Source organism: Streptomyces sp. GL_141 (assembly GCF_057834385.1).
Map to the genome: position 1 here is coordinate 1,052,545 of NZ_CM174402.1, position 26,482 is coordinate 1,079,026.

Consider the following 26,482-nt stretch of genomic DNA (forward strand, 5'->3'; position numbering starts at 1 on the left):
GACGTCTCCCCTCGGATGGTGCGTTACCGGGAACGGATTTCGATTCGGTCCGTCTCGGCCGTCGCGCAATGCGCCGTACCGAAGTCGGAAGTCGTGGAACCGGTGATCTCCCCGCCGTCGATGACGAGTTCCTGGCCGGTCATGAAGCCGGCCTCGGGCGAAGCGAGGTAGTGGAAGGCCGCCGCGATCTCCGCAGGATCTGCGTGCCGGCCCGCGGGAATCCGGGCGTTCACCTCCGCCAGCATCCGCGGTGTGTACTCCGCCAGCTGCATGGGCGTCAGCACCGCGCCGGGCGAGACGCAGGCCACCCGGACCACGGGGCTCAGCTCCATCGCGAAGGTCCTGCACAGTGCCGCCACACCGGCTTTGGTGGCGTTGTAGTCCGCGTAGTGGGGGAACCCTCTATGACCGTTCACCGAGGCGGTGGCCAGCAGGATTCCCTCGCCCCTGGCCACCATCCGGCGCGCTGCCGCCCGCCAGGTGCCCAGCACGCCGAGCAGGTTGACGTCGACGACCCGGCGCGCCTGCTCCTCGGTGATGTCCAGTACGCCGTGCCGGATGCTGATGCCCGCGTTCGCGATCACCACGTCGAGGCGGCCGTGCTCGTCGTGAATGCGGCCGAGCGTGCTGTCGACGGCGTCCCAGCCGGCGACGTCCGTCTCGCACCACGTCACGCCCTCGTGCCGGGCCAGGGGCCGCTGCGTGTCCAGGTTGTAGACCCGGTCGCCGCCCTCGGCGAAACGTGCCGCCGTCGCAAGCCCTATTCCACTTGAGGCACCGGTTATCGCGATGATCCGCACGGCCGAGCTCCTTGCTGCTGAGGTTCGTTGCTTTTTTATGGTGGCAAAGTGCGGATTCCCGGAACAGGCAGCGGCCCGGCAATTCTCATGAGGTGTGGCGCACTCCGGAAATACCGGTTCCCTGCCGTGCCAGTACTGCCGCCATTCCGGCAGGTGTGCGGCCGCGGAATACGACAGAGACATCGACAGGAGCGCCGAACACCTCGCGCATACGTCCGGCCAGTCGCAATGCCCGCAAGGAATCGCCGCCGAGCGCAAAGAAGTCGGCGTCCGCGGAGAGCTCCTGCCTGCCCAGTACCGCCCCGGCCAGGGCGCACAGTTCCGCCACCGCGCGGGGTGCCCCCCGCGTGACGGGGGCGGGCGCGGCGGGGCCCGTGGTCACGGGAGCGACGGGCTCAGACGCGGGCCGCAGCAGGCCGTCGACCCGCACGGACGGGTCGGCGGCGAATTCCGTCAGCAGCGTCCGCAGGCGCCCGAGGGCCTCCTCGGCCTGTGCGGCGGTGACGAGTTCGGGACGGTGGCTGACCTCCAGGTACAGCCGGTCACCGGGAACGGCCATGAGCTTGAGCGGGTAGTGGTACGCGTCGCGGCCCGAGAATCCGGCGATCCGCAGGCCCGTACCCGGCAGCTCGGGATGATCGGCGGTACGCGGGAAGTTCTCGAACACCATGGAGGTGTCGTACAGCGGCCCCAGCCCGGCCACGCGTTGTACCGCCGCCGGGCCCAGGTGCGCGTGCGGGGCCAGCGCGACCTGCTCCGTCTGCACCCGGTCGAGGAGAGCCGCCAGTGTCTCGGCGGGGTCCAGCCGGACCCGTACGGGCACCGTGCTGATCAGCAGCCCGACCATTTCCTCGACGCCGGGCAGCTCCGGCGGGCGCACCGACACCGTCGCCCCGTACACCACGTCCCGTTGGCCGGTGAGGTGGTGGAGCACCAGCGCCCACGCCCCCTGCACCACGGTGTTGAGCGTCAGCCCGCAGGAGCGTGCCCGGGCGGCCACTTCGGCCGTGAGGTCCTCGGGGAGTTCGACGCCGGAGCTCAGCGGCAGCGACGGCAGGGAACCGGTGTCCGCGGCCACCGCGAGCAGGGTGGGGCCACTCAGGCCGTCCAGCGCCGCCCGCCAGGCGCACTCCGCGGCGGCCGTGTCCTGCGCGGCCAGCCACTCGTAGTAGCGGCGTACCGGAACCGGGGGTGTCCGGCCGACGTCCTGGGCGTCCGGCGACCAGAGCGCGAAGAGGTCCCGCAGCATCAGGGAGACCGACCAGCCGTCGGCGAGCAGGTGGTGGCTGGTGAAGACCAGCGCGTGGCGCTCCTCGCCCAGCCGCAGCAGGGTGAAGCGAAGCAACGGGGCACGGGACGGGTCGAACCTGCGGATCCGGTCCTCGGTGAGGAACGCGTCCAGCCGTTCTCGTGCACGGCCGTCCTCGGTCGGCCCGTCGCCCTGCGGTCCGTCGCCCCTCCGTCCGTCGTCCGCCGGTCCGTTGCCCGTCCGTCCGTCGCCCCGCAGGTCGTCCTCGTGCCACGGCACCGGCACGCTGCCGGGGATCAGCTGCACCGGGGTGCCGGAAGCCGTCTGGGTGAAGGCCGCGCGCAGCGCGGGGTGCCGGTCGGTCAAGGCCTGGCACACGGCACGCAGTCCCTCCGCGTCGAGTGCGCCCTCCAGCTCGACGACCAGCTGTACGTGGTACACGTCCGGTGCCTGCCTGTCGTAGCAGGCGTGAAAGAGCAGCCCCTCCTGTACGGGGGTCAGCGGCAGGACGTCCTGAAGTCCGCGGTCCGCCCACGCCGACTCCAGAAGTTCCAGCTCCCGCTGTCCCACCACGGCCGGCAGCACGTCCGTGGGGGTGAGCCCGCCGGAACCCTGCCGGGAGGTGTGCGCGACCAGCGCACGGAGCGCGGCCAGCCAGGCCTCCCCCAGCCGTCGCACATCGTCCTCGGCCAGCAGCGCGCCGGGCCAGGTGAACGAGGCGACCAGCTGCGGGCCGGTCGGCAGGTCCTCGGTCACCGCGTTGATGTCGAGCACGTGCGGCAGGGACAGCCCGGCGTCCGCCGCCGGACCCGTGGCGTCCGACTCGGCCGCGGGCTGCCAGTGTCCGCCGTCGGAACCCGCGAAACGGCCCAGGTAGTTGAAGCCCAGCTGCGGGACGGGCAGCGCGCCGAGCACGGCGGCCGTCTGCGGATTGAGGTGGCGCAGCATTCCGTAGCCGATGCCGTGGTCGGGAATCGCGCGCAGCTGCTCCTTGACCCGCTTGAGGGCCGTGCCCAGCAGGGGTCCTACCCCGTCCGCCTCCTCCCAGTCCCGCACGCCGGGATCGAGGCGTACGGGATAGAGACTGGTGAACCAGCCCACGGTGCGCGACAGGTCGAGCTCCGCCGCGATCTCCTCGCGGCCGTGCCCCTCCAGGTTCACCAGCACCCCGGTGCCCTCGCCCAGGCCGCGCTCCCGCCGCCACGATGCGACCGCCAGTGCGAGCGCCGTCAGCAGGACGTCGTCGATTCCCGCGCGGTAGGCGGCAGGCACCGTGGTGAGCAGGGGCTCGGTGTGTTCGGCGGTCAGTCGCAGGGTCAGCGACCGGGCGGTGCCGTGCACGTCACGTGTGTGGTCCAACGGGCTCGCCGCCAGCGCGGGATCGTCTCCGGCACGCAACATGCCCTCCCACAGCGGGAGTTCGGCGGTCCTGGCCGGATCGGCGGCCGCTTCGGACAGCCGGTGCGCCCAGGTACGCAGCGAGGTCGGGACGGGGGCGAGGTCGGGTGTTCCGCCGCCCTCGACCGCCTCCCACGCCGCCCGCAGATCAGGCAGCAGGATCCGCCAGGAAACGCCGTCCACGACGAGGTGGTGGGCCACCACGAGCAGCCGTCCCGCGTCCCGGGGACCGGCGTCGAACCAGACGAAGCGCACCATCCGCCGCTCGTCGGGGGCGAGTTCGGCGACCGCGCGGGCCGACTCCGTGGTGATACGGGCCCGCAGAGCGGCGGCGTCCAGCCCCTCGACTCCGACGCGGCGCACGCAGTCCTCGGCCCGTACGGCCGCGGCCGGTGCGATGTCCAGCTCCCACGTGGGGCCCGCGTCCCGCGCCGTGCACCGCATCCGCAGGGCGTCGTGTCTGTCCAGCACCGCCTGTACGGAGGCGGTGAGCAGGTCCGTGCGGGCGAGCGGGGGCACCTGGAGCAGGGTCGCCTGGTGGAAGCCGTCGCTCGGCCCCTTGCGCTCGCTCAGCCAGTGCGTGATCGGGGTCGCGGGCATCTCTCCGACGCCGGCCCCGGGCGCCTCCTGCACGGCGTCCCGCGCCGGGCGCGCCACCAGGGCGAGCGCGGCGACGGTGCGGTGGGTGAACACGTCCTTGGGGGTGAGCGCCAGTCCGGCCCGGCGGGCCCGCGCGACGAGCTGGATCGAGACGATCGAGTCGCCGCCCAGGTCGAAGAAGCTGTCCTCCGCTCCCACCTCCGGCACGGCGAGCACCGCCGCGAACAGCTCCGCGAGCTGCTTCTCGACGGCGCCGTGCGCCGCTCTGCCGCCGACGGCGCGAACGAGCGCGGGAGCCGGCAGCGCCTTGCGGTCGAGCTTGCCGTTGGGCGTCAGGGGCAGCTCGGCCACCTGTACGAGCGCCGCGGGCACCATGTAGTCGGGCAGCGCGGCCGCCGCCAGGTCCAGCAGCTCCTGCGGGTCAGCGGCAGGTCCGGCCGGCACGGTGTAGGCGACCAGGCGCTGCACGCCCGGCTGGTCCTCCCGCACCACGACCGCGACCTGGGCGACGGCTTCGTGCCGGGCCAGTACCGCCTCGATCTCGCCGAGCTCCACGCGCAGGCCGCGGATCTTCACCTGGTCGTCCGACCGCCCGAGGTATTCGAGGTCACCGTCGGGGGTGCGGCGCACCACGTCCCCCGTGCGGTACATCCGCTTTCCCTCGGGGGCGAACGGGTTGGCGACGAACCGTTCGGCTGTCAGCCCCGGCCGGTCCACGTATCCCGAGGCGAGCTGCCGCCCTGCCAGGTACAGCTCGCCGGGTACGCCCGGGGCGACCGGACGCAGGGCCGGATCCAGCACGTACACCTGGGTGTTCCACACCGGCCTGCCGATCGGGACGGACGTACTGGCCGTGTGCTCCTCGTCGGGGCGGCAGTCCCAGTGGGTGACGTCGACGGCCGCCTCCGTGGGTCCGTAGAGGTTGTGCAGGCTCGCGCCGAGGCGCTCGAAGAAACGGTTCTGGGTTTCCGAGGACAGCGCCTCCCCGCTGGAGAAGACCTGCCGCAGGCTGGTGCAGCCGTCGGCGGTCGGCTCCTGGAGGAAGACCTGGAGCATCGAAGGGACGAAGTGGGCGACGGTCACCGACTCGCGCCGGATCAGGGCGGCCAGATAGGCGGCGTCCTTGTGTCCGCCCGGTGCGGCGACCACCAGCGCCGCACCGGTCTGCAGCGGCCAGAAGAACTCCCACACCGATACGTCGAACCCCGACGGGGTCTTCTGCAGTACCCGGTCGCCCGGCTCCAGCGGGTAGCGGTCCTGCATCCACAGAAGCCGGTTGACGATCGCGGAGTGCGGCACCACGACGCCCTTGGGGCGCCCCGTGGAGCCGGAGGTGAAGATCACGTAGGCCGGGTCGGCGCCGACCGGCCGCCGGGCCGGGGCGGCCGGGGCGGCCGGGGCGGCCGACGGCAGCGGCTGGTCGAGGAGGAGCCGGGGCACCGGGCACGGCGGCAGGAGCGCCGCGACCGCGGCGGTGGTCAGCAGCAGCCGGGGGGCCGAGTCCTCAAGGATCCAGCCGATCCGCTGCGCCGGGTAGTCGGGGTCCACAGGGACGTAGGCGGCCCCGGCGGCCAGTACCGCGTGCAGCGCCACCACCAGTTCCACCGAGCGGGGCACCGCCACCGCCACGAAGTCCCCGCCGCCCACTCCGCGCGCCCGCAGCACATCCGCGAGCTCCGCCACCCGGCGGGCGAAGGCCCCGTAGGACAGCGAGCGGTCCTCGAACACCAGGGCCGTGGCCTCGGGCGTGCGGGCGGTCTGTGCCGCGAACAGGGCGGGCAGAGTCGTGTCCGGCACCGGCTGCCGGGTGTCGTTCCCCTGGTGCACGGCCCGCGCCCGCTCCTCCTGCGTGAACAGCTCGATGCGGCCGACCAAGGTGCGGGGGGCATCCAGATACGTGCTGAGCAGCATGCGCAGCCGGGTCATGAGCCGGTCGGCGGCAGGTCCTTCGAAGAGGTCGCCGTCGTAGCTGAGTGCCAGTCGCAGGGTCCGGCCCGGCTGGGCGGACAGGTTGAGCGGATAGTGGGTCCAGCCCTCGGGCTGCTCCTGGGCCGCGTCCTCCGCAAGAGTGACCCGCAGGTCGCGGTAGGTCGGTACGGCATCCCAGTCCAGCGGTGCGCTGGCGAACGCGACGGCGGTGTCGTACAGGTCGCCCAGACCGGCGCCGCGCTGTATCTCGGCCAGACCCAGGTGGTGGAACGGCTCCAGATCGGCCTGCTCGCGCTGTACGCGGGCGAGGAGCGCCGCCAGCGGCTCGGCCGGGTCGAGCCTTACCCGTACGGGAGCGGCATTGATGAACAGGCCGACCATGCCCTCGACGCCGTCCAGCTCGGCGGGCCGTCCCGACACCGTCTGGCCGAACACCACGTCCTGGCGTCCCGTCAGACCGCTGAGCGTCAGCGCCCAGATGCCCTGGAGCACGGTGTTGAGGGTCAGCCCTGCGGCGCGTACGGCTTCCGTCAGGTCGGCGGTCAGCTCCGGGGAGAGCTCGGTGGAGGCCAGCCTCGGCAGCGTCGCCGGTCCCCGTGCGGGGCGGCCGGCGGCGATGAGGGTCCCTTCCTCCAGCCCGTCCAGGGCGGCGGCCCAGGCGTCCTGCGCGGCCTGCCGGTCCTGGGCGGCCAGCCAGGCCAGGTACCCCTCGAAGGGCACGACGCGGACGAGACCGGCCGGGTCGGCGTCCTGGGCGTACAGCGTGAACAGGTCGTCCAGCACGATCTGGAAGGACCATGCGTCGAGGAGGATGTGGTGGTACGTCATCACCAGGACGTGACGCCGGTCGGCCAGGCGCACCAGTGTCAGCCGGATCAGTGGCGGACGTGCCATGTCGAAGCCCTCGGCCCGGTCCGCGGCCCGGTAGCGGTTCAGCCGCCGTTGCTGCTCGTCCGGCAGCAGGCCGCGGAGGTCCAGCTCGGACCATGGGACGCGGACGTCGCGGCGGACGAGCTGGACCGGCAGGCCGGACTTGCGGAGCTGGAAGCCGGCGCGCAGTGCCGCGTGCCTGCCGAGCACCTCGTCCGCGGCCGCCCGCAGCGCGTCCGCCGACAGCGGCCCGTCCAGCGCGAGCGCGACCTGGATCGCGTAGACGTCGATCGCCTCGTCGTCGTACAGCGCGTGGAAGAGCATTCCCTCCTGGAGCGGAGTCAGCGGCAGTGCCGCCTCCAGGGACGACCGCGCGGGAGGCGGGCTCTCCTGCGTCCTTGTGCTGGTGGGCATCGCGGCTCCTTCGTCCGGCTCACGGGCTTACCCTCGGATCTTGCCGACCGGCCGCCCGCCGACTCCAGGCAGCGGAAGGGCAGTTGCGCGGTGAAGCGCGGCGGCCCGCCCCTGCCGGTTGTCTGCCTGCTTGCCGGTGCGCGCACGCGGAAGCGGTGAAGGGTCCCCACGGATGCCTGGTGCGTTCCGTGGAAGCCCTCCACCACCTGGGGGCCGCGCGTGGTCTCAGACCGGCAGCGGCTCGGACACGGCGTGGACGAGACCGGCAATCGCGTCGAGCACCGCCTGGCTGGTGTCGGTGTCGAGGAGGAAGAAGTGCCCGCCGGGGAAGACCTCGACCGTGCATCCGCCGGTGGTCAGCTCCGCCCACTCGCCCAGTTCGCTCACGTCGATGTCCGGGTCCTCGCTGCCGCCCAGGACCAGGAGCCGCTCCCGCAGGACGCCTCCGGCGATGACCTCCGCGGTCCGCAGGTCGAGTGCGGCGTCGCTCCGGAACAGCTGGAGCAGCCGATCGCGCCAGAACGCGTCGCGGACCAGCTCGGGACGGGTGTTGCCGACCCTGGCGAGGAAGGAGACGATCTCCTCGTCGCTGAACCCCTGCAGGGCGGAGCGCCCGGCGGAGCGCGGCGGACGCCCGCTGAGGACCAGCCCCTCGCAGGATCCGGGATGTGCCAGGGCGAAGGCCACGGCCAGTCCGGCACCCATGCTGTGGCCGAAGAGATACGTGGGCAGTTCCTCCCGTGCCGCCAGTCCTTCGGCGACGCCGCTCACGATCTCGGCGACCGTGGTGGCCGGTGGTTCCCCGAAGCGGCGCTCGCGCCCCGGCAGGGCGGCGCCCAGCACCTCCACCGTCTCGGGCAGCCGGTTGAGCAGGGGGCGCAGGGACGTCGGGCCCGAGGCCCCGTAGGGGAAGACGACCAGCCGCGAGGTGGGGCTCCCGGTCGGTTTGCGCAGGGGGAATATCCAGTCCGGTGCCTTGGTCATGGGAATCTGGACCCTTCTATGGAGGAGGTCCGCAGCGCGACGAGCACCGGCACGACGGATCCGGTGCCTCGTGCGGCCAGGGCGGACAGCAGTTGCTGTGCGTGGGCGGTTCCGGACGAGAGCAGGCTCTGCCTGTCCAGCCGTCGGTCCTGGAGCTGGCGTTCGGTGACCCGGAGGTACGGGGAGTCGACCTCTTGGACCGTCACATCGGCGGCGTGGGTGCCGGTCAGCCAGCCCTCGACGACCTCGCGGGCCGACCCGGCCGACCGGGGCACCTCGACGACGGTCAGTACGTGCGCGGTGCCGCCGGGGCGCAGGACGTACGGGGCGACGGCCGCGGTCCGCCGGAGCACCTGCCGTGCCGTGCTCTGGCCGAACTCGCCGGCATCGCTCTCGATCCGCGGCATGGTCGGACTGTTGAAGACGAGGCTGCCGAACCTGCCGGTGTCGCCCAGCTCTGCGCGGCCGAGCGCGGTCGGGTCGGTGAAGTCCGCGACCGTGAAGCGGACGTCGCGTCCGTTGAGGAGGGCGTTGGCCCTGGAGAAGCGGACGCTGCGCGGGTTGAGGTCGAATCCCGCGACCCGGCCGCATCCCGGGCCGGCGTTCAGCGCCAGGAATCCGCTGCCGCACCCCACATCGAGGAACGACCCGTCGATCCGGTCGACCGCGTCGAGTGCCAGCAGGCTGGACGCGTGCGGCGGCATGGCGAGTTCGGCCGCGTCCCTCGTCACCACCTGCTGCGGAGCCGGGTTGTCGAAGAGCCGGTCGGACAGGAAGAACCGGGAGCGGTAGGGGGTCAGGGAGGCGGTGCCCAGGTAGTGGTCGCCGGACCTGGTAAGGAGGGCGAGTTCCTGGAGCAGGTCGGTCAGTTCGGGCTTGAGCGCGGCGTGCACCCACAGGTCGGGCACCGCGCGGTTGAGGAGGAACAGGGACGTCAGGACGCTCGGCGGCGCGTCCGCCGGGGCGGGGCGCGTGTGGTCACTGAAGAAGGCGTACCGGGCGGGATTGCTCAGCAGATGCCCGGAGCTTGGCGCCCGGAGCAGCCCGGCTGCCCGTTCTTCGCCGTACTCCGCCTCCCGGAGGAGGGCGGCGACCGAGCGCAGGGCTTCCCCCGCCTCCCGCGAGGTGAACACCGGGCCGTCGGCGAGGCTCGTCGCAGCGGTCATCGGCGATCACCCCGCCTGCGGGGTCGCGAGCTGGTTCTCGGCGATGAGCCCGGCGATCTCCCGCAGCACGGGGTGGTCGTAGAAGGCGTCCAGGGGCAGGACTCCTTCGCCGAAGGCGTCCTCGACCGAGGCGATCAGCCGCATGGCCGCCAGCGAGGTGCCGCCGCACGAGAAGAAGTCGACGTCCGCGTCGTCCACCCGCAGGCCCAGGCCGCGGCAGGTGGCGACGACCCATCGTTCGATGTCATCGGCGGTGTGCGTGTCACGTGTATCCATGTCCGGTCTCTTCTCAGGTCGAAAGGGCGTGGTCGTCGGCGCGGAGCAGCGCGGCCAGTTCGTTGATGGTGGAGAAGGCGTAGAGATCGGCGACCGTGAGGCGCCGGTCCGGCAGCGCGTTGTCGAGGATCGTGTGCACGCGCACCAGGCTGAGCGAATCGCCGCCCACGTCGAGGAACCAGTCGTCGGGTCCGAAGTCCCGGTGCCCGAGCACCTCGTGCCAGGCCTGGGCGATGATGTCCTCCATCGAGGCGACACCCGTGCAGGGCAGCTCCTGCGCCTGCGCCTGCTGCTGGTCCTTCTCTTCCAGTACGCGGCCGGGGTGCGCCGCCTGTTCCGGCGGGGTGGCGGCGGTGCCGACGGGGGCGGCTCCCGCCGTCAGCGCGGCGATGTCGATCTTGCCGTTCTTCGTCATGGGGAGCTCGTCGACCACCGTCCACAGATGCGGGACCGAATAGGCGGGCAGCGTGCGGGAGACGAAGGCCCTCAGCGCGGCGGCCTGCGGGGGCACGCCCTGCGGGGTCACGGCGGCGAGGATCTGCTTGTCGCCGTTGCCCACGGAGACCACGACGACGGTGGCGTCGTGCACCTCCGGGTGTTGACGCAGGAGCCGGGCCACACTGTCGGGTTCGATCCGGAAGCCGCGGACCTTCACCTGGCTGTCGCGGCGTCCGTGGAAGCGCAGGTTACCGTCGGCGTCCCAGCGCGCGAGGTCGCCGGTGCGGTAGAAGAGACGTCCGTCGTCGTCGGTGCCGAACGCGCGAGCGGTCTCGTCCGGCATGCCCACGTACCCGAGGGCCACTCCTTCGCCGAACGCGACCAGTTCGCCGATTCCGCCCGGTGGCACGGGGCGCCCCGTACCGTCGAGGATCTTGATGCCGGTACCCAGGATCGGCCGCCCGATCGGCAGGGCGCCGCCGGTGACGCCGGTGAGGTCGTCGATGTGGTGGGCGGCGGTGATGGTGGTGTTCTCGGTGGGCCCGTAGCCGTTCGTCACCCGGATTCCCGGACAGGCGCGCACGATGGCCGCCACGTGCGGAGGAGAGATGACGTCGCCGCCGGTCATCAGCTGGACGAGACCGCGGAAGGCGTCCGGACGGAAGTCCGCCACCAGCCGGAAGAGACCGGACGTGAGGAACATCCCGGTGACCTCGCGCCGCTCCAGGAAGGTCGCCAGTGCGTTGGGGGTCACATGGGCGTCGGGGTGGACCTCGATCGTTCCGCCCGCCAGCAGCGGGTAGAAGATCTCGATGGTGGAGGCGTCGAACGCCAACGGGGCCAGGCGGACGTAGCGTTCGTACGCCCTCGCAGGGAACAGCTCCGTGTCCAGGGCGAGTCTGACGACGCCGCGGCAGGGAACCATCGCGCCCTTCGGGACCCCGGTCGTACCGGAGGTGAAGGCCACGTACGCGGCGCGTTCGGGGTCCGCCGGTGCGGCGGCGGGCGCCAGTCCCGTCCGCGGCGGGTCCGCGGGATCGACGACCGCCATCGCGATACGGCCTTCCGTGGCCGGACCCAGCGCCGCGAGCCCGTCGGCTGTGCCGAGGATCACCCGTACCCCGGCCCGTTCCAGGATCGACGAGGTCGTCCTGGCGGGGCTGCCGGAGTCGATGCCGACATAGGCCGCACCCGTCCGGAGAATCGCCAGGACGGCGATGATCTCCTCGATGGAACGGGGGGCGACGAGGGCCACCCGGTCGCCCTCACGGACGCCCGCCTCGCTCAGCAGGGCCGACTGGGCGGTGACGGCGGCCATCAGCCGACGGTAGGTCACCCTGCGGTCCGGGTCGCCGTCCCGGACGGCGACGGTGTCCGGACGGCGCTCCGCCGCTGCCTCGATCAGCTGCCACAGTCCCTCGGTGGGCTCGGTACCTGTGCCCTGCTCCCACTGGTCCAGCAGTCGGCGCTGGGCGCCGGTCACGGTGGTGATCGCGGCCAGCGGGCCTTCCGGGTCGGCGGCCATGTCGACGAGCGCGCGGTCGAAGCCACCGGCCAGCGAGGTGGCCTCGCCCGGCGTCAGTACGGTGGTCGCGTATTCGAGTTCGAGCGCGGCAACCGGATCCCAGGACATCACGTGCAGCATCGCGTCGTACATCGTGCCGCCGGTGTGGCCGATGCGGATGCTGAAGCGCACGTCGCCCGCGGTCAGCGTCGCGGGCAGTACGTCGTTCTGCGCGGCGAAGACGATCTGCGCCAGGGGGTTGCGGGCCGGGTCCGCGCCCGTCGAGAGTGCCGTGGCGATGTCCTCGAAGGGGACGTCACCGTGCCGGAAGGTGTCCCGCAGCGCCCGGGCCGTCAGCCGTACGTAGTCCGCGACGCTCGCCTCCGCCGGTGTTTCGCAGGCGATCGGGGTGAGACCGGTGGCACCGCCGATGACCTGCATGGTGGTGCGGGAAGTCCGGCCGTTCGTCGGCACGCCGACCACCAGCCGGTTCTGTCCGGCGCGGCGGGCGACCGTCAGGGCCCAGGCCGCCAGGAGGACGACATTGCGGCTCACCTTCAGGGTGCTCGCCAGCTCGACGCATCCCGTCCGGGCCGCCTCGGTGAGCAGGAAGGGAACCCTGGCCCCCGTGAAGGCACGGGTCTGCGGACGCTCCAGATCACCCGGCAGTTCGACGACGGTCGGCCAGCCTTCGAGCAGGGCCGCGCGGGCGGCGACGGCTTCGGGAGCAACCCCGGTCCGCTCCGCCGCGACGAACACCTCCATGCCCGGCGCCTCGGCGTCTGCGGGGTCCCCGTCGGCGTATCCCTCGGCGATCTGCTCCCACAGCAGGCCGTAGCTCCAGCCGTCCAGCAGCACGTGGTGGGCGAGGACGGACAGCACCGTGCGCTCCGGTCCGGCGGCGGTGAGTACGAAGACCAGGGGCGGTTCGGCGTACGGTCGCAGCAGCTGCGGCGCCAGCGGGGAGATCAGCCTTTCGGCCAGGCCGACCACGTCCGTGCCCGGCGGCTGCGGCGGCAGTTCCTGCTCGATGACCTTCGGGCCCCGGGAGCGGGCCACCCGGCGGCCGACCATGCCCGTGTCGGCGTCGCGTGTGAAGACGGTGCGCAGCGCGGAGTTGCGCCGCACGACCCGGGCCAGCGCGACGGTGAGCCGTCCGGTGTCGAGCGGACCGGTGATCTCGGCGCTGGTGAGCACGTGGAAGGGGGAGGGTCTGCCGGTCAGGGTGCCCTCGACGGAGAGCATTCCCTCCTGCACACGGGTCGCCCTGGTGTGTACGTCGTGTGACTCATCGGGAAGCACGGTGGCTGGCCTCAACTCTCTCGTGGGCCGACGGAACGGACAGGGTGTCGAGTCCCCTCTCGTCCGGCGTGAAGTGGACGGGCAGGGAACTGAGCCCGGTCAGGAAGTTCGAGTGGAAGTGCTGGACCTCTCCGGTGACCTCGATCTCCGCGACACAGGTCCGCAGCGCGTCGAGCAACGCGGTCACCTCCACCCGCGCCAGATGGGCGCCGAGGCAGAAGTGGGGTCCGTAACCGAAGGTGAGGTGCTTGTTCGGGGTACGCCCCAGGTCGAAGGTGTCGGGGGCGGCGAAGACGCTCTCGTCGCGGTTGGCCGAGGAGTGCCACACGGTGACGATGTCGCCTGCCTGGATCTCCTGGCCTGCCAGCACGACGCGGTTCAGTGCGGTTCGGCCGAAGTGCATGGTGGGTGAGGCCCAGCGCAGGGCCTCTTCGGCGGCCGAGTCGAGGGTGACACTGCCCTCCCGCAGGCGCCGCCACTGCCCGGCGTCACCGGCCAGCATGTGGACCACGTCGTTCATGGTGAGCCGGCTGGTCTCCTCGCCGCCGAGGATCAGGCTGTAGCAGTTGAGCACCACCTCGTCCCGGGTCAGCGGCTTGCCGTCCACGAGGCTGTTGGTGAGGACGGTGATCACGTCGTCGGTCGCGTGGCCCCTCCGCTGTTCCATGAGGTCGGCGAAGTACAGCAGGATGTCGCTGCGTGCGGCCCAGGCCTCCGGTACGGACTGGCCGGCCGTGTCGGAGCTGAGGGCGGCCCGGGTCCGCGACAGCAGGAACTCCCTGTCGCTGTGCGGGACTCCGAGCAGGTCGGAGATGGTGGAGATCGGGATGTTCTCCGAGATCTCGGTGGCGAAGTCGCACTCGCCCCGGCGTACCGCGTCGGCGACCAGCCGCCGGGTGTTGGCCCGCACGCGGCGGGTCACGCCTTCCATGGCCCGTGGCGAGAACGCCTTGAGCAGCGCGTTGCGCATCTGGCGGTGCCGGGCGCCGTCGGTGACCGCGCACATGCGGCCTGCCGCCGAATCGCCTCCGGCCAACAGCGTGACGAGTACGTTGCCCTTCTCCGACGTGTAGTTCCGGGTGTCGCGGTACACCGTCATCACGTCCTGGTACCGGCTGACGACCCAGAAGCCCGGGCGGCCCTCGGCCCCGGGGTGCCGGTGGACGGGGCGCTCCCGGCGCAGCGTTCTCCAGTAGCCGCTCAGATCGGTTCCCGCGAACGTCTCGGGGTCCGTCAGGTCGACGGCGTCGAGGGACTCGTCGGGCCAGGTGGTTCCAGAAGCCTCGGCATGCACGAAGCGACCTCCGGTGCGTGGCATGCAGGGCGCATGCGGAAGGGAATCGCCGCCGGAATTCCGGTGGCTCGAAAGGGATGCGTCGATTGGAGTCCAGGGCCTGCCACCGCCGCCAGGCAGCGGACCGGCAGATTCGCGGCCGGTGAATTGCCCACGACCTTGCCCGCGCCGTGCCTGGCCGTGAACCGGTGCACTGCACAAGGCTCCTGGCGGAGCATCGTCAGCAGAAGGAGACCCCTCGATGGACCGGCCCGATGACAGAGCGCCCGATGACAAAGAAGTCGATGGCAGAGGAGCCGACGGCAAGGCCCCCGTCGTTTCGCTGTGGCGGAACACGGACTACCTCGGATGGTGGACGGGCAATACGCTCTCCGCGGTGGGGACGAGCGTCTCGTCCATCGCCTATCCGCTGCTGGCCCTGTCCCTCACCGGGTCGGTGACGAAAGCCGGGTTCATCGGTTCGGCGAATCTCATCGGGGTGCTCGTCACCACGCTGTGGGGCGGCGCGCTGGCGGACCGGGTGTCGCGCCGCGCCATCCTGGTGGCCGGGCCGCTCGTACAGGCGGCGGTCCTGACCGCGGTCGGCCTGTCCGTGCACAACGGTCGCATCAGCATCCCGCTGCTGGCCGTCACCGCGCTGGTGAGCGGACTGTGCTCAGGGGTCATCCTCGGTGCCAGTACGCCGTCGCTCCGGCGGATCGTTTCCAAGGAGCAGTTGGCCACCGCCAACGGGCAGGCGATGAGCCGCGACATGGCCGCGCAGCTGGTGGGACCGCCCCTGGGCGGTGTCCTGTTCGGGCTCGGCCGCAGCATTCCCTTCTTCGCCGACGCGCTCTCCTTCGTCTTCGCCGCGCTGGGGGCGCTCAACATCCGGCGTCCGCTCGGGCCCGACCGGGCGCCGGACGGGCCGCGCACCACGATGCTCCAGGACGTCGGCCAGGGGATCGGGTTCGTCCGGCGGCATCCTTTCCTGCGGTTCGTCGTGGTCATGGCGTCCCTGCTCAACATGATCGACCAGGCGTTCCTTCTGCTGCTCATCGCCGTGGTCGCGCACCGAGGCGGCGGCCCGACCGAGATCGGCCTGGTCAGCGGTGCCGCGGTGGCCGGGGCGCTGGTCGGCGCGGTCTTCGCCTCCTCCGTCATGAAGCGGGTGTCCGCACGCCCTCTGCTGTGCGTGTCGGTCTGGCTGCTGACGGGTTCCTTCGCGCTCACGGCAGTGGTGCCCGAGGTGTGGCAGATCGGCGTGGTCGTCTGCCTGGCGGGGCTGACCGCGGTCCCCGTCAACGTCATCCTGCAGACGTACGTCATGCAGCTCGTCCCCGACGAACTGCTGGGCCGGGTGGCGGCGGTGAACCGGTTCGGGGCGTACTCGCTGGAGTGGGCCGGCCCGATGCTGGCCGGCGGTCTGGTCTTCGTGTTCGGAGTGGCGGGAGGCGTCCTGGCGCTTCTCGTCCTGCTGGTTCCGCTCGGTGTCACGGTCACGGCTTCCCGGTCGCTCGACATCCTCGCCACCCCGGTCAACGAGGTGAACGAGGCGACCGCAGAGCGGCCGTCCCTCCAGCCCGCGGCCTGACCGCGTGGCTCGTACCACCCGGTGGCCCGGTCGGGACAGGACGCTCGGGCGGTGGCCCGGTCGGGGCAGGAGCCTCGGGGCGGGCGCGAACAACCCCGTGGAGGTGCCTCCCTGTCGGGAGGCACCTCCACGGGGCCATGGTGCTGCGGGGGCTCACCCGCTCAGCGCCAGGGCCTGTTCCTCCGCGACGGATCTGAGGGGCTCCGCGGCCGGCGCTGCCGCCAGGAAGGCGTGGACGTGCCGCAGCATGCGGTACTCGTACCGGCTCCCCCGGTCCACCTGAAGGAGGGAGGAGTCGACCAGCTCGGAGAGCATGTCGATCGCTGCCGTGTCCCAGGCCTCCTTGCCTGCGGCCCCCCGGCCGTCCGCGGCGAGGACCTGGGCCGCGGGGAGCCGGGCCAGACCGGCCAGGAAGTCCCGCTGACGTTCGTCCAGCAGGTTCAGGCTCCAGCGGACGCTGGCCTCGACCGACTGCTGGTGGGGCAGCATCGAGTGGTCCGCCGAGCCGAGCAGCCTCCGCGCACGGCTGTCGGAGCGCAGCGTGGGCAGCGACACCATCCGCAGCCGCTGGGCCGCGAACTCGACCAGCCGGGGCAGCAGATCCAGGTCCTGGCACAGCTCGCCGAGCTGTGCGCGTTCACCGGACAGGTCCAGCGTCGGGCAGACCCTCTTCAGTCTTTCCAGCAGCAGTTCCACCGCCGCCTCCACCGTCAGCGACGGGATCTCCCAGAGGGTGACCCCGCTCCACCGCGGAGGGCGGCGGGAGGTGATGAGTATGCGCAGCTGTGGATGGCCGGCGGTCAACCGGTCCACCAGCCGGTCCGTGGTTCTCGGCAGGTGCTCGGTGTTGTCGAGTACCAGCAGCAGGCGCCGTCCGGTGTCCGGCGTCCCGTCGTCGAGCAGCCCCTCGACGGCTCCCCACGCCAGCTCCATGACCGAGTCGAGGTCCAGGTCCTGTTCCGAGGGGATTCGGCCCATCTCGGCGACGGCCACGCCGTCGGCGAACAGGCGGCAGACCTTTTCGGCGACCGCCTGGGCCACCCGCGACTTGCCGACTCCGCCGGGTCCGGTCAGCACGGTCACCTGATTTCCAGTCACCAGTTCCGCTATCTGCCGCACTTCGCTCTCCCGCCCGATCATCGGTGTGCGCGGCGGTTTCGGCCCTCGCCAGACGTCCTTGCCGGGGCTGACCATGTGCATCCATTCGGCGACGGCGGAGGAGGAGGACGAGTCCGCGCCGTCGGCGGGCAACGCATGCAATTCCTGGCGCAGGCCGGGGTCGAGAACGGCGAGGAGCATGTCGACGGAGCTGCGGCGCGGCTTGACGATCTGCCCGCGTTCCAGATTCCTGATGGTCCGGACACTGATTCCCGACAGCTCGGAGAGTTCCTCCTGCGTGTATCCGCGCATCAGACGCAAACGGACCAGTGCGTTGTTGGACATGTCAGTTCCCCCAGTTCCCTTCGTGCGGCGTTGCCGCAGGCTTCCGGCAGCGGGACGCACCAGCGGGTGCGTCGGCAAGGGGAGTATCCGTCCGACCGTTCCCGTTCGCCTCCCGCGGGGATACCGAAAGGGGCCATTCGGGGAATGGCCCCTCGCCGCGCCGCGGGGAACACCCTGCGACGCGGCGTGCGACTGCTTCGTCCGGCCGCTTCAGCTGTGTGCTCAGCTGTGTGCGGGCTGCTCCCTCCCGGGCCGGACTGCCGCCGGGCCGGTGGGAAGCAGTCGGCCGATCGCGGCCATCATCGCCCCGGGATCGGCGTACGGATATCCGTGGTCGCCCGGAAGCGTCGTGACGGTGAACTCCCCGGCGGCGCAACGCTCCCAGTGCGGCAGGGCATCGGGCGGCGTGACCAGGTCGTCGGCCCCGCCGAAGGCGTACAGCGGAGTGTCGATCCGCGTCGGTTGCGGCACGAGGTAGGACTCCGCGTAGCCGAGGTCCATCCGTACGGCCCGGGTGACCTCCGTCAGGAACGCAGGGTAGTCCAGCAACTCGGCCGGCAGCCCTCCGTTGTCGGACAGCCAGGTGAGCAGGGTCCGTTCGTCGCTGTGGGCGAGCCTGCGACGCGGCGGCACCTGGGGAGCCCGGGTGCCGGAGATCAGGGCGGCCAGTGGGGCGCGCACGTGGTCCCGTTCGGCCCGTACGGCAACCTCGTAGGCGAGCATTCCGCCGAAGCTGTGCCCGAACAGCAGGTACGGCATGTCGAGTTCGGGGCGCAGCCCCTCGTAGAGCGCGTCGGCCAGGGCGCCCATGCCCACCGGCATTCGTTCGCGGGCCCGGGTGCCCCGCTCCGGGAGTTCGACCGGAGCCAGTTCGACACCGTCCGGGAGGTGCGCGCGCCAGCTGGAGAACGCACCGGCTCCACCACCGGACTGCGGTATGCAGATCAGCCGTACCCGCGGCGTTCCGGCGCGGCACCTGCCGGTGATCCAGCGACTCTGGGGCTCAGGTCTCATGCTTTCGGCTCCCTGTTCCTTCTCCTGCTCGGGACGACCGCACCGTCGGTCCGGGACAGGAGCCTCCCAGTGCGGGACGGCGGGCCGCCAGGACAGAGAGAGGCAACTCAACGGCAAATGGCGGCTGTTGTCGGCGAGGTAACGCCGAGGGAGAGGAACGGTATGGCGTGCGGAGATCCTTCCACCCGGAAAAACGTTCACGGAGGAGTACCACATGACACATCCCACGCCCCCTCGCGATGACGGGCTGGTGGAGATCGAACTGAGCGATGTCCTAAGGGAATTCGCGGCGACGGAGCGATGCTCCCGGAGCTCCGCGGCCTTTCGTAGGGCCGAAGGCGCCGAGCCTGGAAGGAGATTCACCATCGAGACCATGACCACGGACGGCATGCACCGCGTTGTCGCACTCCGGTCCGAGGACTGTGTGCCTGTGACCGGGGAGGACCGGGCCGTGCTGCGGTCCACGGTCACGGCTCTGCTCGATCTCACCGACCATCAGGAAGGAGCGGCACGGACCGAGGTGACCCTGTCGGCGCACGGCCCCCGCATCGCGGCGTGCTTCCTCGAAGGCGGTCACAAGACCCCCTGAATCTCCGGGGGAACGGGGGCGGGAACCGCACAGGAACCGTTCGGGAAGCCCTTCGGCGAATGTCTGTCTCGTCAGCAGGACACCAAGCGGGGGGAAGCGGAATCATGGGACGCAATCTGACGGGACTCATCGCGGTGGCCATGATGGTACTGGTTCTCGGCACGGCGGCCGCGGTGGAGTCCGGTGCGTCGGACGGACCGGGGAAGGGATACCACGTCATCGCCGAGGACAAGGGACCCACCGCTGTCAGGGTGTGAACTCCGCCCGAGGTCCGCACTCCGCCGCACCCTGCTCCGGTGCGGTCAGCTCCTGCGGCAGGACCCGGGAATCCCTAGTTCCGCGAACAACTCCTCGGCGGACCCGCGATGTTCGTCGGCGGTGCGTCCGTCGCCCAGTGCCCCGGCCGCCTCGGCCATGCCCGCCAGCGCGTACGCCTCCTCGGCCCGGTAGCCGACCGAGGAGGCGAGTTCGTACGCGCGGCGGTGCACGGTCAGCGCCTCGTCGTACTGGTGGTTCCTGCGGAGCAGGCGCGCGACCAGGTTCTCCACCTTGGCCCTGCGGAGCGGGGAAAGGCTCTGCCGGACAAGGGCCCGGGCCTGCTCCGTGAACTCGGACTCCTGCCGGGAGCGGCCGAGCCGGTGGGCACTCTCGGCCGACAGGGCCAGGACCAGGGCCACCTGCCCCGGCTCCCGCGTGGCGTCGCACAGCTCCCGCGCACGCGCCAGCCGTACCTCGGCCTCGGCGTACTCTTCGAGGCCGAAGTGGGCGAAGGCCAGATCGGTGAGCGCCACCAGTTCGTTCTCGTGCTGCTCCAGCCGCCCCGTGAGTTCGACGGCCCGCAGGGCCGCTTCGAGGGCCTCGCGGTAACGGCCCCACTGCTCGTACAACGCGCTCAGAATGGTGAGGCTCTCGGCCTCGGCCCGGACGGAGCCCAGCTCCCTTTCCGTCGCGATCGCCTCCTGGAGGTCGGCGAGCGCCTCGGGGAAGCGTCCGAGGAGACTCTTGTACAGACCCAGTGTGCTTCCGCAGTGGGCTTCCGTGTGCCGGTCTCCGAGAAGCTGGGCCACCTTGCGCCCCTCCTCGGCCACCTCGATGCCCTCCACGAAGCGGCCGAGCTTCCAGCAGGCGACGCCCAGGTTGGACAGGGCCACACCCAAGAGAGCCAGGTCGTTGAGGCGACGGGCCGCGGCGACCGCGGTCCGGCTCAGATCCGCGAACTCCTCAAGATAGCCACTTGCGTTGAGCTGGAACGACAGATTGCGTGCCAGGCAGGCCGCATGCCGGTCGTACCCGCGTGCCTCGGCCAGGTCGACGGTGGCGAGCAAAGTGGTGTGCTCCCGCACGAACCACGCCCCGGCCTGGGCGGCACTGTGGATGTCGGGCAGTTCGGTGGGAGCCTCGGACACCCCGGTGGGCCGCCGCCGACGGCCGGGGAAGAGGAACTCGCACGACACCTCGGTCGCCGCGAGGTAGTAGTCAAGGAGCCGCCCGACCGATGTGGCGTCCTCCTCCGCGGTCGTCCCGCAGAGCAGGCCCCGGGCGAAGGCGCGCACCAGATCGTGCAGGCTGTAGAGGCCCATCTCCGGTTGCTGCAGCAGGTGGACGTCCAACAGGAACTCCAGGACGTCCTCGGCCTCCCGGGTGGCCAGACCCAGCAGCGCCGCTGCCGAGCAGAGGTCGATGTCGCCCCCCGGGTGCAGCGCGAGGACCCGGAAGGCGGTACGGCACTCCTCGTTCAGCGCCTGGTAGGAGAGTCGCAGGGTGGCGGCGACGCTGCGCTCGCCGAGACTCAGCTCGTCCAGCCTGCGGGTCTCGTCACGAAGCCGGTCGGTCAGGTACTGCACGGTCCAACGGGGCCGGTTGTGCAGCCGGGCGGCCGCGATGCGCAGGGCCAGCGGCAGGTGCCCGCAGAGCTGGGCGAGTTCCCTGGCGGCCTCGGGTTCCGCGGCGACCCGGTGTGCGCCCACCGTCTCGGCGACCAGGGCGGCGCTCTCGTCCGGGGCCAGCACGTCGACGGATATCCACTTCGCTCCGTCCAGGTCGACCAGCCGCGCACGGCTGGTCACGATGGCCAGGCAGCCGGGCGACGTGGGCAGCAGGGGGACGACGCCGGCGGCGTCCGGTGCGTTGTCGAGCAGGAGCAGCACCCGCTTTCCCGCAAGAGTGGACCGCCACAGCGCTGTGCGGCCCGGCACGTCCTCCGGGATGCTCCCTCCCGGCACATCCAGTGACCGCAGCAGGATGTCGAGTGCGGTGCCCACGGTGACGGGCAGCTCTCCGGGGGTGTGGCCGCGCAGGTCGATGTGCAGCTGTCCGTCCGGGTGGGCGGCTGCGAGCCGGTAGGCGGCTCGTACGGCCAAGGAGGTCTTGCCGCTGCCGCCCATGCCGTCGATCGCCACGATCCGGCTGCGGTCGTCCGCCTCGTGCGCGCACGCCAGCAGTTCTCTCAGCTCCCGCTCGCGCCCGGTGAAGTCCGCCAGGTCGTACGGCAGGTCGCAGGGCACCCGGTGCGCGGTGGGAGGGGTGACGGCCGGAGTCACTGCCGGAGGGGAGACGGGAGCGGCAAGTTCCGGGCTCTCCCGGAGGATGCCCTCATGGAGCCGGGTCAGTTCCGGTCCGGGGTCGATGCCGAGCTCCTCGGCCAGTAACTCGCGGACGGCGCCGTACTCCCCCAGCGCCTCGGCCTGCCTGCCCGACCGGTACAGCGCGAGCATGAGCTGTCCCCGGAAGGCTTCCCGCAGCGGATGGCTGGTGACCAGCTCCCGCAGTTCGACCACCAGCATCGATGCCTCGCCCAGGCGCAGCCGGAGATCGAAGTACCTCTCCGCCGCGGCCAGCCGCCCCTCTTCGAGTGCTACCGCCGAGGCGTCGACAACAGGGCCGCCCTGCCCGGAGAGCACCGGGCCCCTCCACAGCGCGAGGGCCGCGTTCAGTGCCTCGACCGCGTCGGCGGGCGCTCCCGCCGCCGACGCCAGCCTGGCGTCGTGGACCCGCGCCTCGAACTCGCACAGGTCCAGTTGGGGCACCGACACCACGGCGCGGTAGCCCGGCCCGTCGGTGACCAGCACACTGCTGCCTTGAGGAATCCGCCGGCGCAGGTCGGCGACGGCCTTACGCACCTGATGCGCGGCGGTCGCCGGAGGCTCCTCGTCCCAGACACCGGCCACCAGACGGGAGACGGGCAGTACTTTGCCGTGCTCCAGGAGCAGCATGACGAGCACGCGCTCCTGAATCGCTCCGCCGAGCCGCAGCCGGTTCCCGTCCGTCCACACCTCCAACGGCCCGCAGATGTTGAAGCGCAACTGTCTCTCGTCCGGTTCGGTCCCTGTGGATTCCGATTCCGTCATCCGTAGCCCCCCACGTACCCCCTGGTTAGCTGGATGATAGACGCCGCGATCACGCTTGGATACGCAACGTGAGATCGGAGTCGCGCAGGCCTCTGGCAGGACTACCTCCCCTCGTCGAGTGCACGGCCCGGAGGAGATGTCACCGGCTCCAAAGGCGCTGACAGACCGCTGTTTGATGCCTCTGTACGCACCGGGGCCGCGGCCTTACGAGGGGTCTGGCGGGGAGCTGTCCGGCTGCCCCGGGGGGGGGCCGGCGCACGCGACCTCATCGCGTGGGCCCCTGAGTCCCGCTCCCCCGTCCTCACCTGCAAGCGAGGCTCGATGTGTCGCGCCCCAAGGAGTTCGCAGGGGAAACTCAGTCGGCGTCAGTCGGCGTCACCAGGGTGTACATCACCGACCGCTGCTGCTTGTGGCGCTGGATGCGGCCCTTGGACACCAGGAACTCAAGGGCGTTCCTCACCACTTGCGGGGTCGGATAGCGGCTCGGGTGCTTCTCCAGGAGTTCATCCCTTAGACCGTGTCCTATGTGGTGAGGCGTCGTTGATGTCGGTATGGGGCGGGGTACTTGGAGTTGGATTGTTCCGGACGGGCTGTGGGAGATCGCGGAGCCGCTGATCCCACCGTCGAAGGTGCGGCCGCAGGGCGGCGGGACGCAGGACACCCCTGATGAGACGCTGTTCGCAGCGATCATCTACGTCCTGGTCAGCGGATGCGCCTGGCGGTCACTGCCTCCCTGTTTCGGGATATCGAAGTCCACGGCCCACCGCAGGTTTCTAATCTGGTCCCGGGCCGGAGTGTGGGGCCGGCTACACGAAGAGATTTTGCACCGCCTCGACGACGCCGGCCTGCTCGACCTGTCGCGCGCCGTCCTGGACTCCGCCCACGTTCGAGCTAAAAAGGGGGCGAACTCACAGGTCCGAGCCCCGTGGGCCGAGGCAAGTCGGGCTCCAAGATGCACGTCCTGTCGGACGCGAACGGACTGCCCCTCATCGTCGGCGTCACCGCGGCCAACACCCACGACAGCCTTGCCCTGAAGCCCATGGTCATGGGCCACCAAACGAGACACGACCCCTACCGCGGCCGCCACTTCAAACCCCAACGCCTCCACGCCGACAAGGCGTACGACGTCCCCCACCCGCGAAAATGGTTACGCGGCAAACGGATCGGAGTCCGTATCGCACGCAAGGGCATCGAGTCATCGGAACGGCTTGGCCGCCGCAGATGGGTGATCGAGCGGACGATGTCCTGGCTGACCGGCTACCGCCGGCTCAACCACCGCTACGAACGCGATCCCCGCAACTACCTGGCCTTTCTCGGACTTGCCGCCGCCATCTGCTGCTTCAAGCGGCTCGCCGCTCGCTTCCAGGACCTGCAGCAGCCCGACGGGCCCCGCGTTGCGGTTCGCGTGAATGGCGTTCGCTGGGCCGCCAGGACGTCGGCTCTCCCATACGAAGGGCACCTCGCCATCCAAGGGCGGTGTGTTGGGGCCCAGTTGCGCAGCATAGGCGAAGAGGTCGTCGCTGAGGTGCTCAACGGTTTCCCAGCAGTCCCATTCCAGCGAACCGGCCTTGCCTTCCCACGCGGCTGGGGGCGCCTCGCGAAGAACTGCCACAGCGAGTTGCACGGCAAGGTCGAGGTCGTCCGCGGTGACGGGGGGCTGGGAGAGGCCAATATCGGCTGATCGGGACATGGCAGGACCGTACCGCGACCGGAGGGATCCACCCCTCCTCTTTTGATCACCGGCCCAGCAACCCGGCGAAGGTTCGCGGTCACAGCACTTAGCCGCCGCCCTTGGCGCACAAACAACGGGAAAGCACAGGTCACAGGGGCGCATGGACCGTGGTGGTCGCGGGTGGTCGCACGAGACTGGAGGTGTCGACCCTTCCTCCGCCTCCTGGAGGCGATCCTCATGCGTACCATCGGCGACCGCGGCCGCATCTACCGTAGGTGTGGCTGCCGGGACACCCACCGTCACCAGCTCGGAGCGCACTGCCCACACCTGCTCACCGACGGTGACCACGGGACGTGGACCTTCGCCGTCGACGTCCCGGCACCGCGCCGCCGCCGGACGACCGTCCGCCGTGGCGGATTCGTCAGCCACGACGCCGCCGAGGGGGCGCTGCGTAGGTTCCTGGAGGGCGAGGCCGGCGGGTTCAACGCCGACCCGAACCAGAGCGTCGCCGACTACCTGACCTCCTGGCTCGCCGCCAAGGCCCTCGTGCTCAAGCCGACCACCATGGCGCGATACCGGGACTACGTCCACAACGACCTCGTCCCCGCCTTCGGCACCCTCAAGCTGGACGAGCTCGGACACCGTCACATCGCCGCATTCGTCACCAGCGAGCTCGCCGCCGGTCGCGGCCAGACAACCCTCTACCGATGCCTGGCCACCCTCTCCAGCGCCCTCGGCGACGCCTTCCGCCAACACCGCCTCCCCCACAACCCCGCCAGTCCCCCGGCTCTTCACCGTCCACCGTCGCCGGAACGGAGGATCTGGACCGCGGACGAGGCCGTCCGCTTCCTCCAGCACTGCCATCAGGCCGACCCCGAGATGGCCGACCTGTTCGAGTTCCTCATCGGCACCGGCATGCGCAAGGGCGAAGCCCTCGGCCTGCACTGGGACGACGTCCACCTCGCCGAAGGCGTCCTCTACGTGCGCTGCACTCTCTCCGCCATCGACAACAACCATCTCGTCCTCACCACGCCGAAAACCCAATCCAGCCGCGGCTGGGTGGCGATCTCTCCCCGCGTCGCCACCGCCCTCCGACACCGGGAACGATCAGCACCCCGAACCCGCGGAGACCCCAACAACCCATTCGCCGGGCTCGTCTTCTGCCGGGCCGACGGCCTCCCCCTCGAGCCACACGTGGTGCTCGACCGACTCCACCAGCTCTCTGAGGAGGCCGGCGTCCCCCGGATCACGGTTCACGACCTGCGACACCTGGCCGCCACGATCACGATCACCGCGGGCGTGCCGCTGACCGTGGTCTCCAAGACGCTGCGGCACTCCACCCTGTCGACCACCGCGAACATCTACAGCCACCTCACCCAGCAGGCCGCCCGCGAAGCCGTCGACACCATCGACCACACACTCACCGAAGCCGAGAGGACCGGCCGCCGGACGGACCGGCCAGCGTGGCTGCGACCACCAGGCGACCACGTCCAGCGCCTCCGCGAAGCCTTCCACCGGTTCCGCTCCCCCGCCCCGCCCATGTTCAGCACCATGGCGGACCAGCCCCGAAGCTCGCGTGCGACCACACTGCGACCACCAGCATTCCGGGCATGGAAAAGGCCGTCCTCTCGTGGATGAGAGAACGGCCTCCGACCTGCGTTTCCGCATGGTCGGGACGACAGGATTTGAACCTGCGACCCCTTGACCCCCAGTCAAGTGCGCTACCAAGCTGCGCCACGTCCCGATGCCCGTTGACCTGGGGTTTCCCCTGGTTGAACGCGCAGGAGAACGATACCGCACTTCGGGAGGTGCTCGCGCGCACCTTTGGCGCGAGGGCGGGGCGAAGGGCCGCCGGGTGGCTGTTTGACCTCAAGCGGACTTGAGGTTGCACGATCGGTCCATGACACGGACAGCAGCCGCGGATGCCACGTTCCGCTACGAAGACCTGGGCGCGCTCATGGCGCTCATGACCGGGGCCGAGAAGCACGGCCCCGCCGCCACCTCCACGCTCGACGCGCTGTGGGTGCTCTACGACCGGGTCCTGCGGGTCGGGCCCGACAGCGCCGGGGATCCGGAGCGGGACAGGTTCCTGCTGTCGAAGGGGCACGGGCCGATGGCGTACTACGCCGTCCTCGCCGCCAAGGGGTTCTTCCCGGTCGGCTGGCTCGACGGGTTCGGCGCGTACGACTCGCCCCTCGGGCACCACCCGGACCGCACCTTGATCCCCGGAGTGGAGATCGGCAGCGGTTCGCTCGGGCACGGGCTGCCGCTCGCCGTCGGCAGCGCCCTCGGGCTGCGGGCCCAGGGGCTCGCCGACCCGGCCGTGTGGGTGCTGATCGGGGACGCCGAGCTGGACGAGGGGAGCAACCACGAGGCGATCGCGTACGCCGGCTCGGCCGGTCTGGAGCGGTTGCACACGATCGTGATCGACAACGACTCCGCGACCCACGGCTGGCGGGGCGGCATCGCCTCCCGCTTCGAGGCCGCCGGCTGGTCGGCGGTCACCGTGGACGGCCGGGACCACGCGGCGCTGCACACGGCGTACACCACACCTCATCCGGGCCGACCGCACGCCGTGGTCGCCCGGGTCGAGAAGAAGCATTGAACAGGCACTGCACCA

Annotated in this window: 15 protein-coding genes, 1 tRNA gene and 2 pseudogenes; 6 read left to right on the forward strand and 12 right to left on the reverse strand. The window is 71.0% G+C overall.

Features of this window, described 5'->3' with window-relative positions; translation table 11 throughout:
- Positions 1-23: 23 nt before the first annotated feature.
- The 7 genes from AC3IX6_RS04605 to AC3IX6_RS04635 form a co-directional block, all read right to left on the reverse strand.
- Complete coding sequence (locus AC3IX6_RS04605; protein ID WP_376396287.1) at positions 24-800, reverse strand: SDR family NAD(P)-dependent oxidoreductase; 777 nt, start codon at positions 798-800, stop codon at positions 24-26.
- A gap of 85 nt (positions 801-885) precedes the next feature.
- Positions 886-7,260 carry an amino acid adenylation domain-containing protein gene (locus AC3IX6_RS04610; protein WP_489368962.1) on the reverse strand — a complete coding sequence of 2,125 codons (6,375 nt, stop codon included), beginning with the start codon at positions 7,258-7,260 and terminating at the stop codon, positions 886-888.
- A gap of 225 nt (positions 7,261-7,485) precedes the next feature.
- A complete protein-coding gene (locus AC3IX6_RS04615; RefSeq protein ID WP_376396293.1) occupies positions 7,486-8,244 on the reverse strand; it encodes a thioesterase II family protein in 759 nt (252 codons plus the stop codon).
- Positions 8,241-9,410 (reverse strand): 50S ribosomal protein L11 methyltransferase, encoded by a 1,170-nt coding sequence (locus AC3IX6_RS04620; protein WP_489368964.1) that lies wholly within the window; start codon positions 9,408-9,410, stop codon positions 8,241-8,243. The genes AC3IX6_RS04615 and AC3IX6_RS04620 overlap by 4 nt, the downstream gene beginning before the upstream one ends.
- A gap of 6 nt (positions 9,411-9,416) precedes the next feature.
- Positions 9,417-9,686 (reverse strand): phosphopantetheine-binding protein, encoded by a 270-nt coding sequence (locus AC3IX6_RS04625; RefSeq protein ID WP_489368966.1) that lies wholly within the window; start codon positions 9,684-9,686, stop codon positions 9,417-9,419.
- Positions 9,687-9,699: 13 nt separating this feature from the next.
- Positions 9,700-12,930, reverse strand: coding sequence for a non-ribosomal peptide synthetase (locus AC3IX6_RS04630; protein WP_489368967.1), 3,231 nt, complete (start codon positions 12,928-12,930; stop codon positions 9,700-9,702).
- The gene (locus tag AC3IX6_RS04635) at positions 12,917-14,248 is read right to left on the reverse strand and encodes a cytochrome P450 (protein ID WP_489368969.1); all 1,332 of its coding nucleotides are present in this window, start codon (positions 14,246-14,248) and stop codon (positions 12,917-12,919) included. The genes AC3IX6_RS04630 and AC3IX6_RS04635 overlap by 14 nt, the downstream gene beginning before the upstream one ends.
- A gap of 217 nt (positions 14,249-14,465) precedes the next feature.
- Between AC3IX6_RS04635 and AC3IX6_RS04640 the strand changes: the two genes are divergently transcribed.
- Positions 14,466-15,797 carry an MFS transporter gene (locus AC3IX6_RS04640; RefSeq protein WP_489368971.1) on the forward strand — a complete coding sequence of 444 codons (1,332 nt, stop codon included), beginning with the start codon at positions 14,466-14,468 and terminating at the stop codon, positions 15,795-15,797.
- A gap of 153 nt (positions 15,798-15,950) precedes the next feature.
- Here the strand turns inward: AC3IX6_RS04640 and AC3IX6_RS04645 are convergent, their stop codons facing one another.
- The gene (locus AC3IX6_RS04645; RefSeq protein ID WP_489368972.1) at positions 15,951-17,240 is read right to left on the reverse strand and encodes a helix-turn-helix domain-containing protein; all 1,290 of its coding nucleotides are present in this window, start codon (positions 17,238-17,240) and stop codon (positions 15,951-15,953) included.
- Between the two features lie 222 nt (positions 17,241-17,462).
- Positions 17,463-18,254, reverse strand: coding sequence for a thioesterase II family protein (locus tag AC3IX6_RS04650; RefSeq protein WP_489368973.1), 792 nt, complete (start codon positions 18,252-18,254; stop codon positions 17,463-17,465).
- 373 nt (positions 18,255-18,627) lie between these two features.
- On the opposite strand from AC3IX6_RS04650, the gene AC3IX6_RS04655 reads away from it, so the two are divergent.
- Together AC3IX6_RS04655 and AC3IX6_RS04660 are read left to right on the forward strand one after the other, a co-directional pair.
- Positions 18,628-18,843 carry a hypothetical protein gene (locus tag AC3IX6_RS04655; RefSeq protein ID WP_365781137.1) on the forward strand — a complete coding sequence of 72 codons (216 nt, stop codon included), beginning with the start codon at positions 18,628-18,630 and terminating at the stop codon, positions 18,841-18,843.
- A gap of 104 nt (positions 18,844-18,947) precedes the next feature.
- Positions 18,948-19,100 (forward strand): hypothetical protein, encoded by a 153-nt coding sequence (locus AC3IX6_RS04660; RefSeq protein WP_489368974.1) that lies wholly within the window; start codon positions 18,948-18,950, stop codon positions 19,098-19,100.
- Positions 19,101-19,145: 45 nt separating this feature from the next.
- Here AC3IX6_RS04660 and AC3IX6_RS04665 read toward each other — a convergent pair whose 3' ends face one another.
- Entirely contained in the window at positions 19,146-22,190 is a 3,045-nt protein-coding gene (locus AC3IX6_RS04665) for an AfsR/SARP family transcriptional regulator (RefSeq protein WP_489368975.1), read from the reverse strand.
- 551 nt (positions 22,191-22,741) lie between these two features.
- Between AC3IX6_RS04665 and AC3IX6_RS04670 the strand changes: the two are divergent.
- A pseudogene (locus tag AC3IX6_RS04670) lies at positions 22,742-23,541 on the forward strand (IS5 family transposase); the annotation flags it as partial.
- Here AC3IX6_RS04670 and AC3IX6_RS04675 read toward each other — a convergent pair.
- Positions 23,527-23,880 (reverse strand): annotated as a pseudogene (locus AC3IX6_RS04675) (hypothetical protein); the annotation flags it as partial. The pseudogenes AC3IX6_RS04670 and AC3IX6_RS04675 sit on opposite strands and share 15 nt — an antisense overlap.
- A gap of 219 nt (positions 23,881-24,099) precedes the next feature.
- On the opposite strand from AC3IX6_RS04675, the gene AC3IX6_RS04680 reads away from it, so the two are divergent.
- Positions 24,100-25,500, forward strand: coding sequence for a tyrosine-type recombinase/integrase (locus AC3IX6_RS04680; protein WP_489368976.1), 1,401 nt, complete (start codon positions 24,100-24,102; stop codon positions 25,498-25,500).
- 29 nt (positions 25,501-25,529) lie between these two features.
- Here AC3IX6_RS04680 and AC3IX6_RS04685 read toward each other — a convergent pair.
- Positions 25,530-25,606 (reverse strand) — tRNA-Pro (locus AC3IX6_RS04685).
- A gap of 156 nt (positions 25,607-25,762) precedes the next feature.
- Here AC3IX6_RS04685 and AC3IX6_RS04690 point away from each other — a divergent pair.
- The gene (locus tag AC3IX6_RS04690) at positions 25,763-26,467 is read left to right on the forward strand and encodes a transketolase (protein ID WP_489368978.1); all 705 of its coding nucleotides are present in this window, start codon (positions 25,763-25,765) and stop codon (positions 26,465-26,467) included.
- Positions 26,468-26,482 lie beyond the last annotated feature (15 nt).

What these genes read in the sequence shown, in the direction of transcription:
- AC3IX6_RS04620 (WP_489368964.1), bottom strand. Translation starts at nt 9,410, where the DNA reads ATGACCGCTGCGACGAGCCTCGCCGACGGCCCGGTGTTCACCTCGCGG.
- AC3IX6_RS04615 (WP_376396293.1), bottom strand. Translation starts at nt 8,244, where the DNA reads ATGACCAAGGCACCGGACTGGATATTCCCCCTGCGCAAACCGACCGGG.
- AC3IX6_RS04640 (WP_489368971.1), top strand. Translation starts at nt 14,466, where the DNA reads ATGGACCGGCCCGATGACAGAGCGCCCGATGACAAAGAAGTCGATGGC.
- AC3IX6_RS04645 (WP_489368972.1), bottom strand. Translation starts at nt 17,240, where the DNA reads ATGTCCAACAACGCACTGGTCCGTTTGCGTCTGATGCGCGGATACACG.
- AC3IX6_RS04665 (WP_489368975.1), bottom strand. Translation starts at nt 22,190, where the DNA reads ATGACGGAATCGGAATCCACAGGGACCGAACCGGACGAGAGACAGTTG.
- AC3IX6_RS04650 (WP_489368973.1), bottom strand. Translation starts at nt 18,254, where the DNA reads ATGAGACCTGAGCCCCAGAGTCGCTGGATCACCGGCAGGTGCCGCGCC.
- AC3IX6_RS04680 (WP_489368976.1), top strand. Translation starts at nt 24,100, where the DNA reads ATGCGTACCATCGGCGACCGCGGCCGCATCTACCGTAGGTGTGGCTGC.
- AC3IX6_RS04660 (WP_489368974.1), top strand. Translation starts at nt 18,948, where the DNA reads ATGGGACGCAATCTGACGGGACTCATCGCGGTGGCCATGATGGTACTG.
- AC3IX6_RS04610 (WP_489368962.1), bottom strand. Translation starts at nt 7,260, where the DNA reads ATGCCCACCAGCACAAGGACGCAGGAGAGCCCGCCTCCCGCGCGGTCG.
- AC3IX6_RS04625 (WP_489368966.1), bottom strand. Translation starts at nt 9,686, where the DNA reads ATGGATACACGTGACACGCACACCGCCGATGACATCGAACGATGGGTC.
- AC3IX6_RS04655 (WP_365781137.1), top strand. Translation starts at nt 18,628, where the DNA reads ATGACCACGGACGGCATGCACCGCGTTGTCGCACTCCGGTCCGAGGAC.
- AC3IX6_RS04690 (WP_489368978.1), top strand. Translation starts at nt 25,763, where the DNA reads ATGACACGGACAGCAGCCGCGGATGCCACGTTCCGCTACGAAGACCTG.
- AC3IX6_RS04635 (WP_489368969.1), bottom strand. Translation starts at nt 14,248, where the DNA reads ATGCCACGCACCGGAGGTCGCTTCGTGCATGCCGAGGCTTCTGGAACC.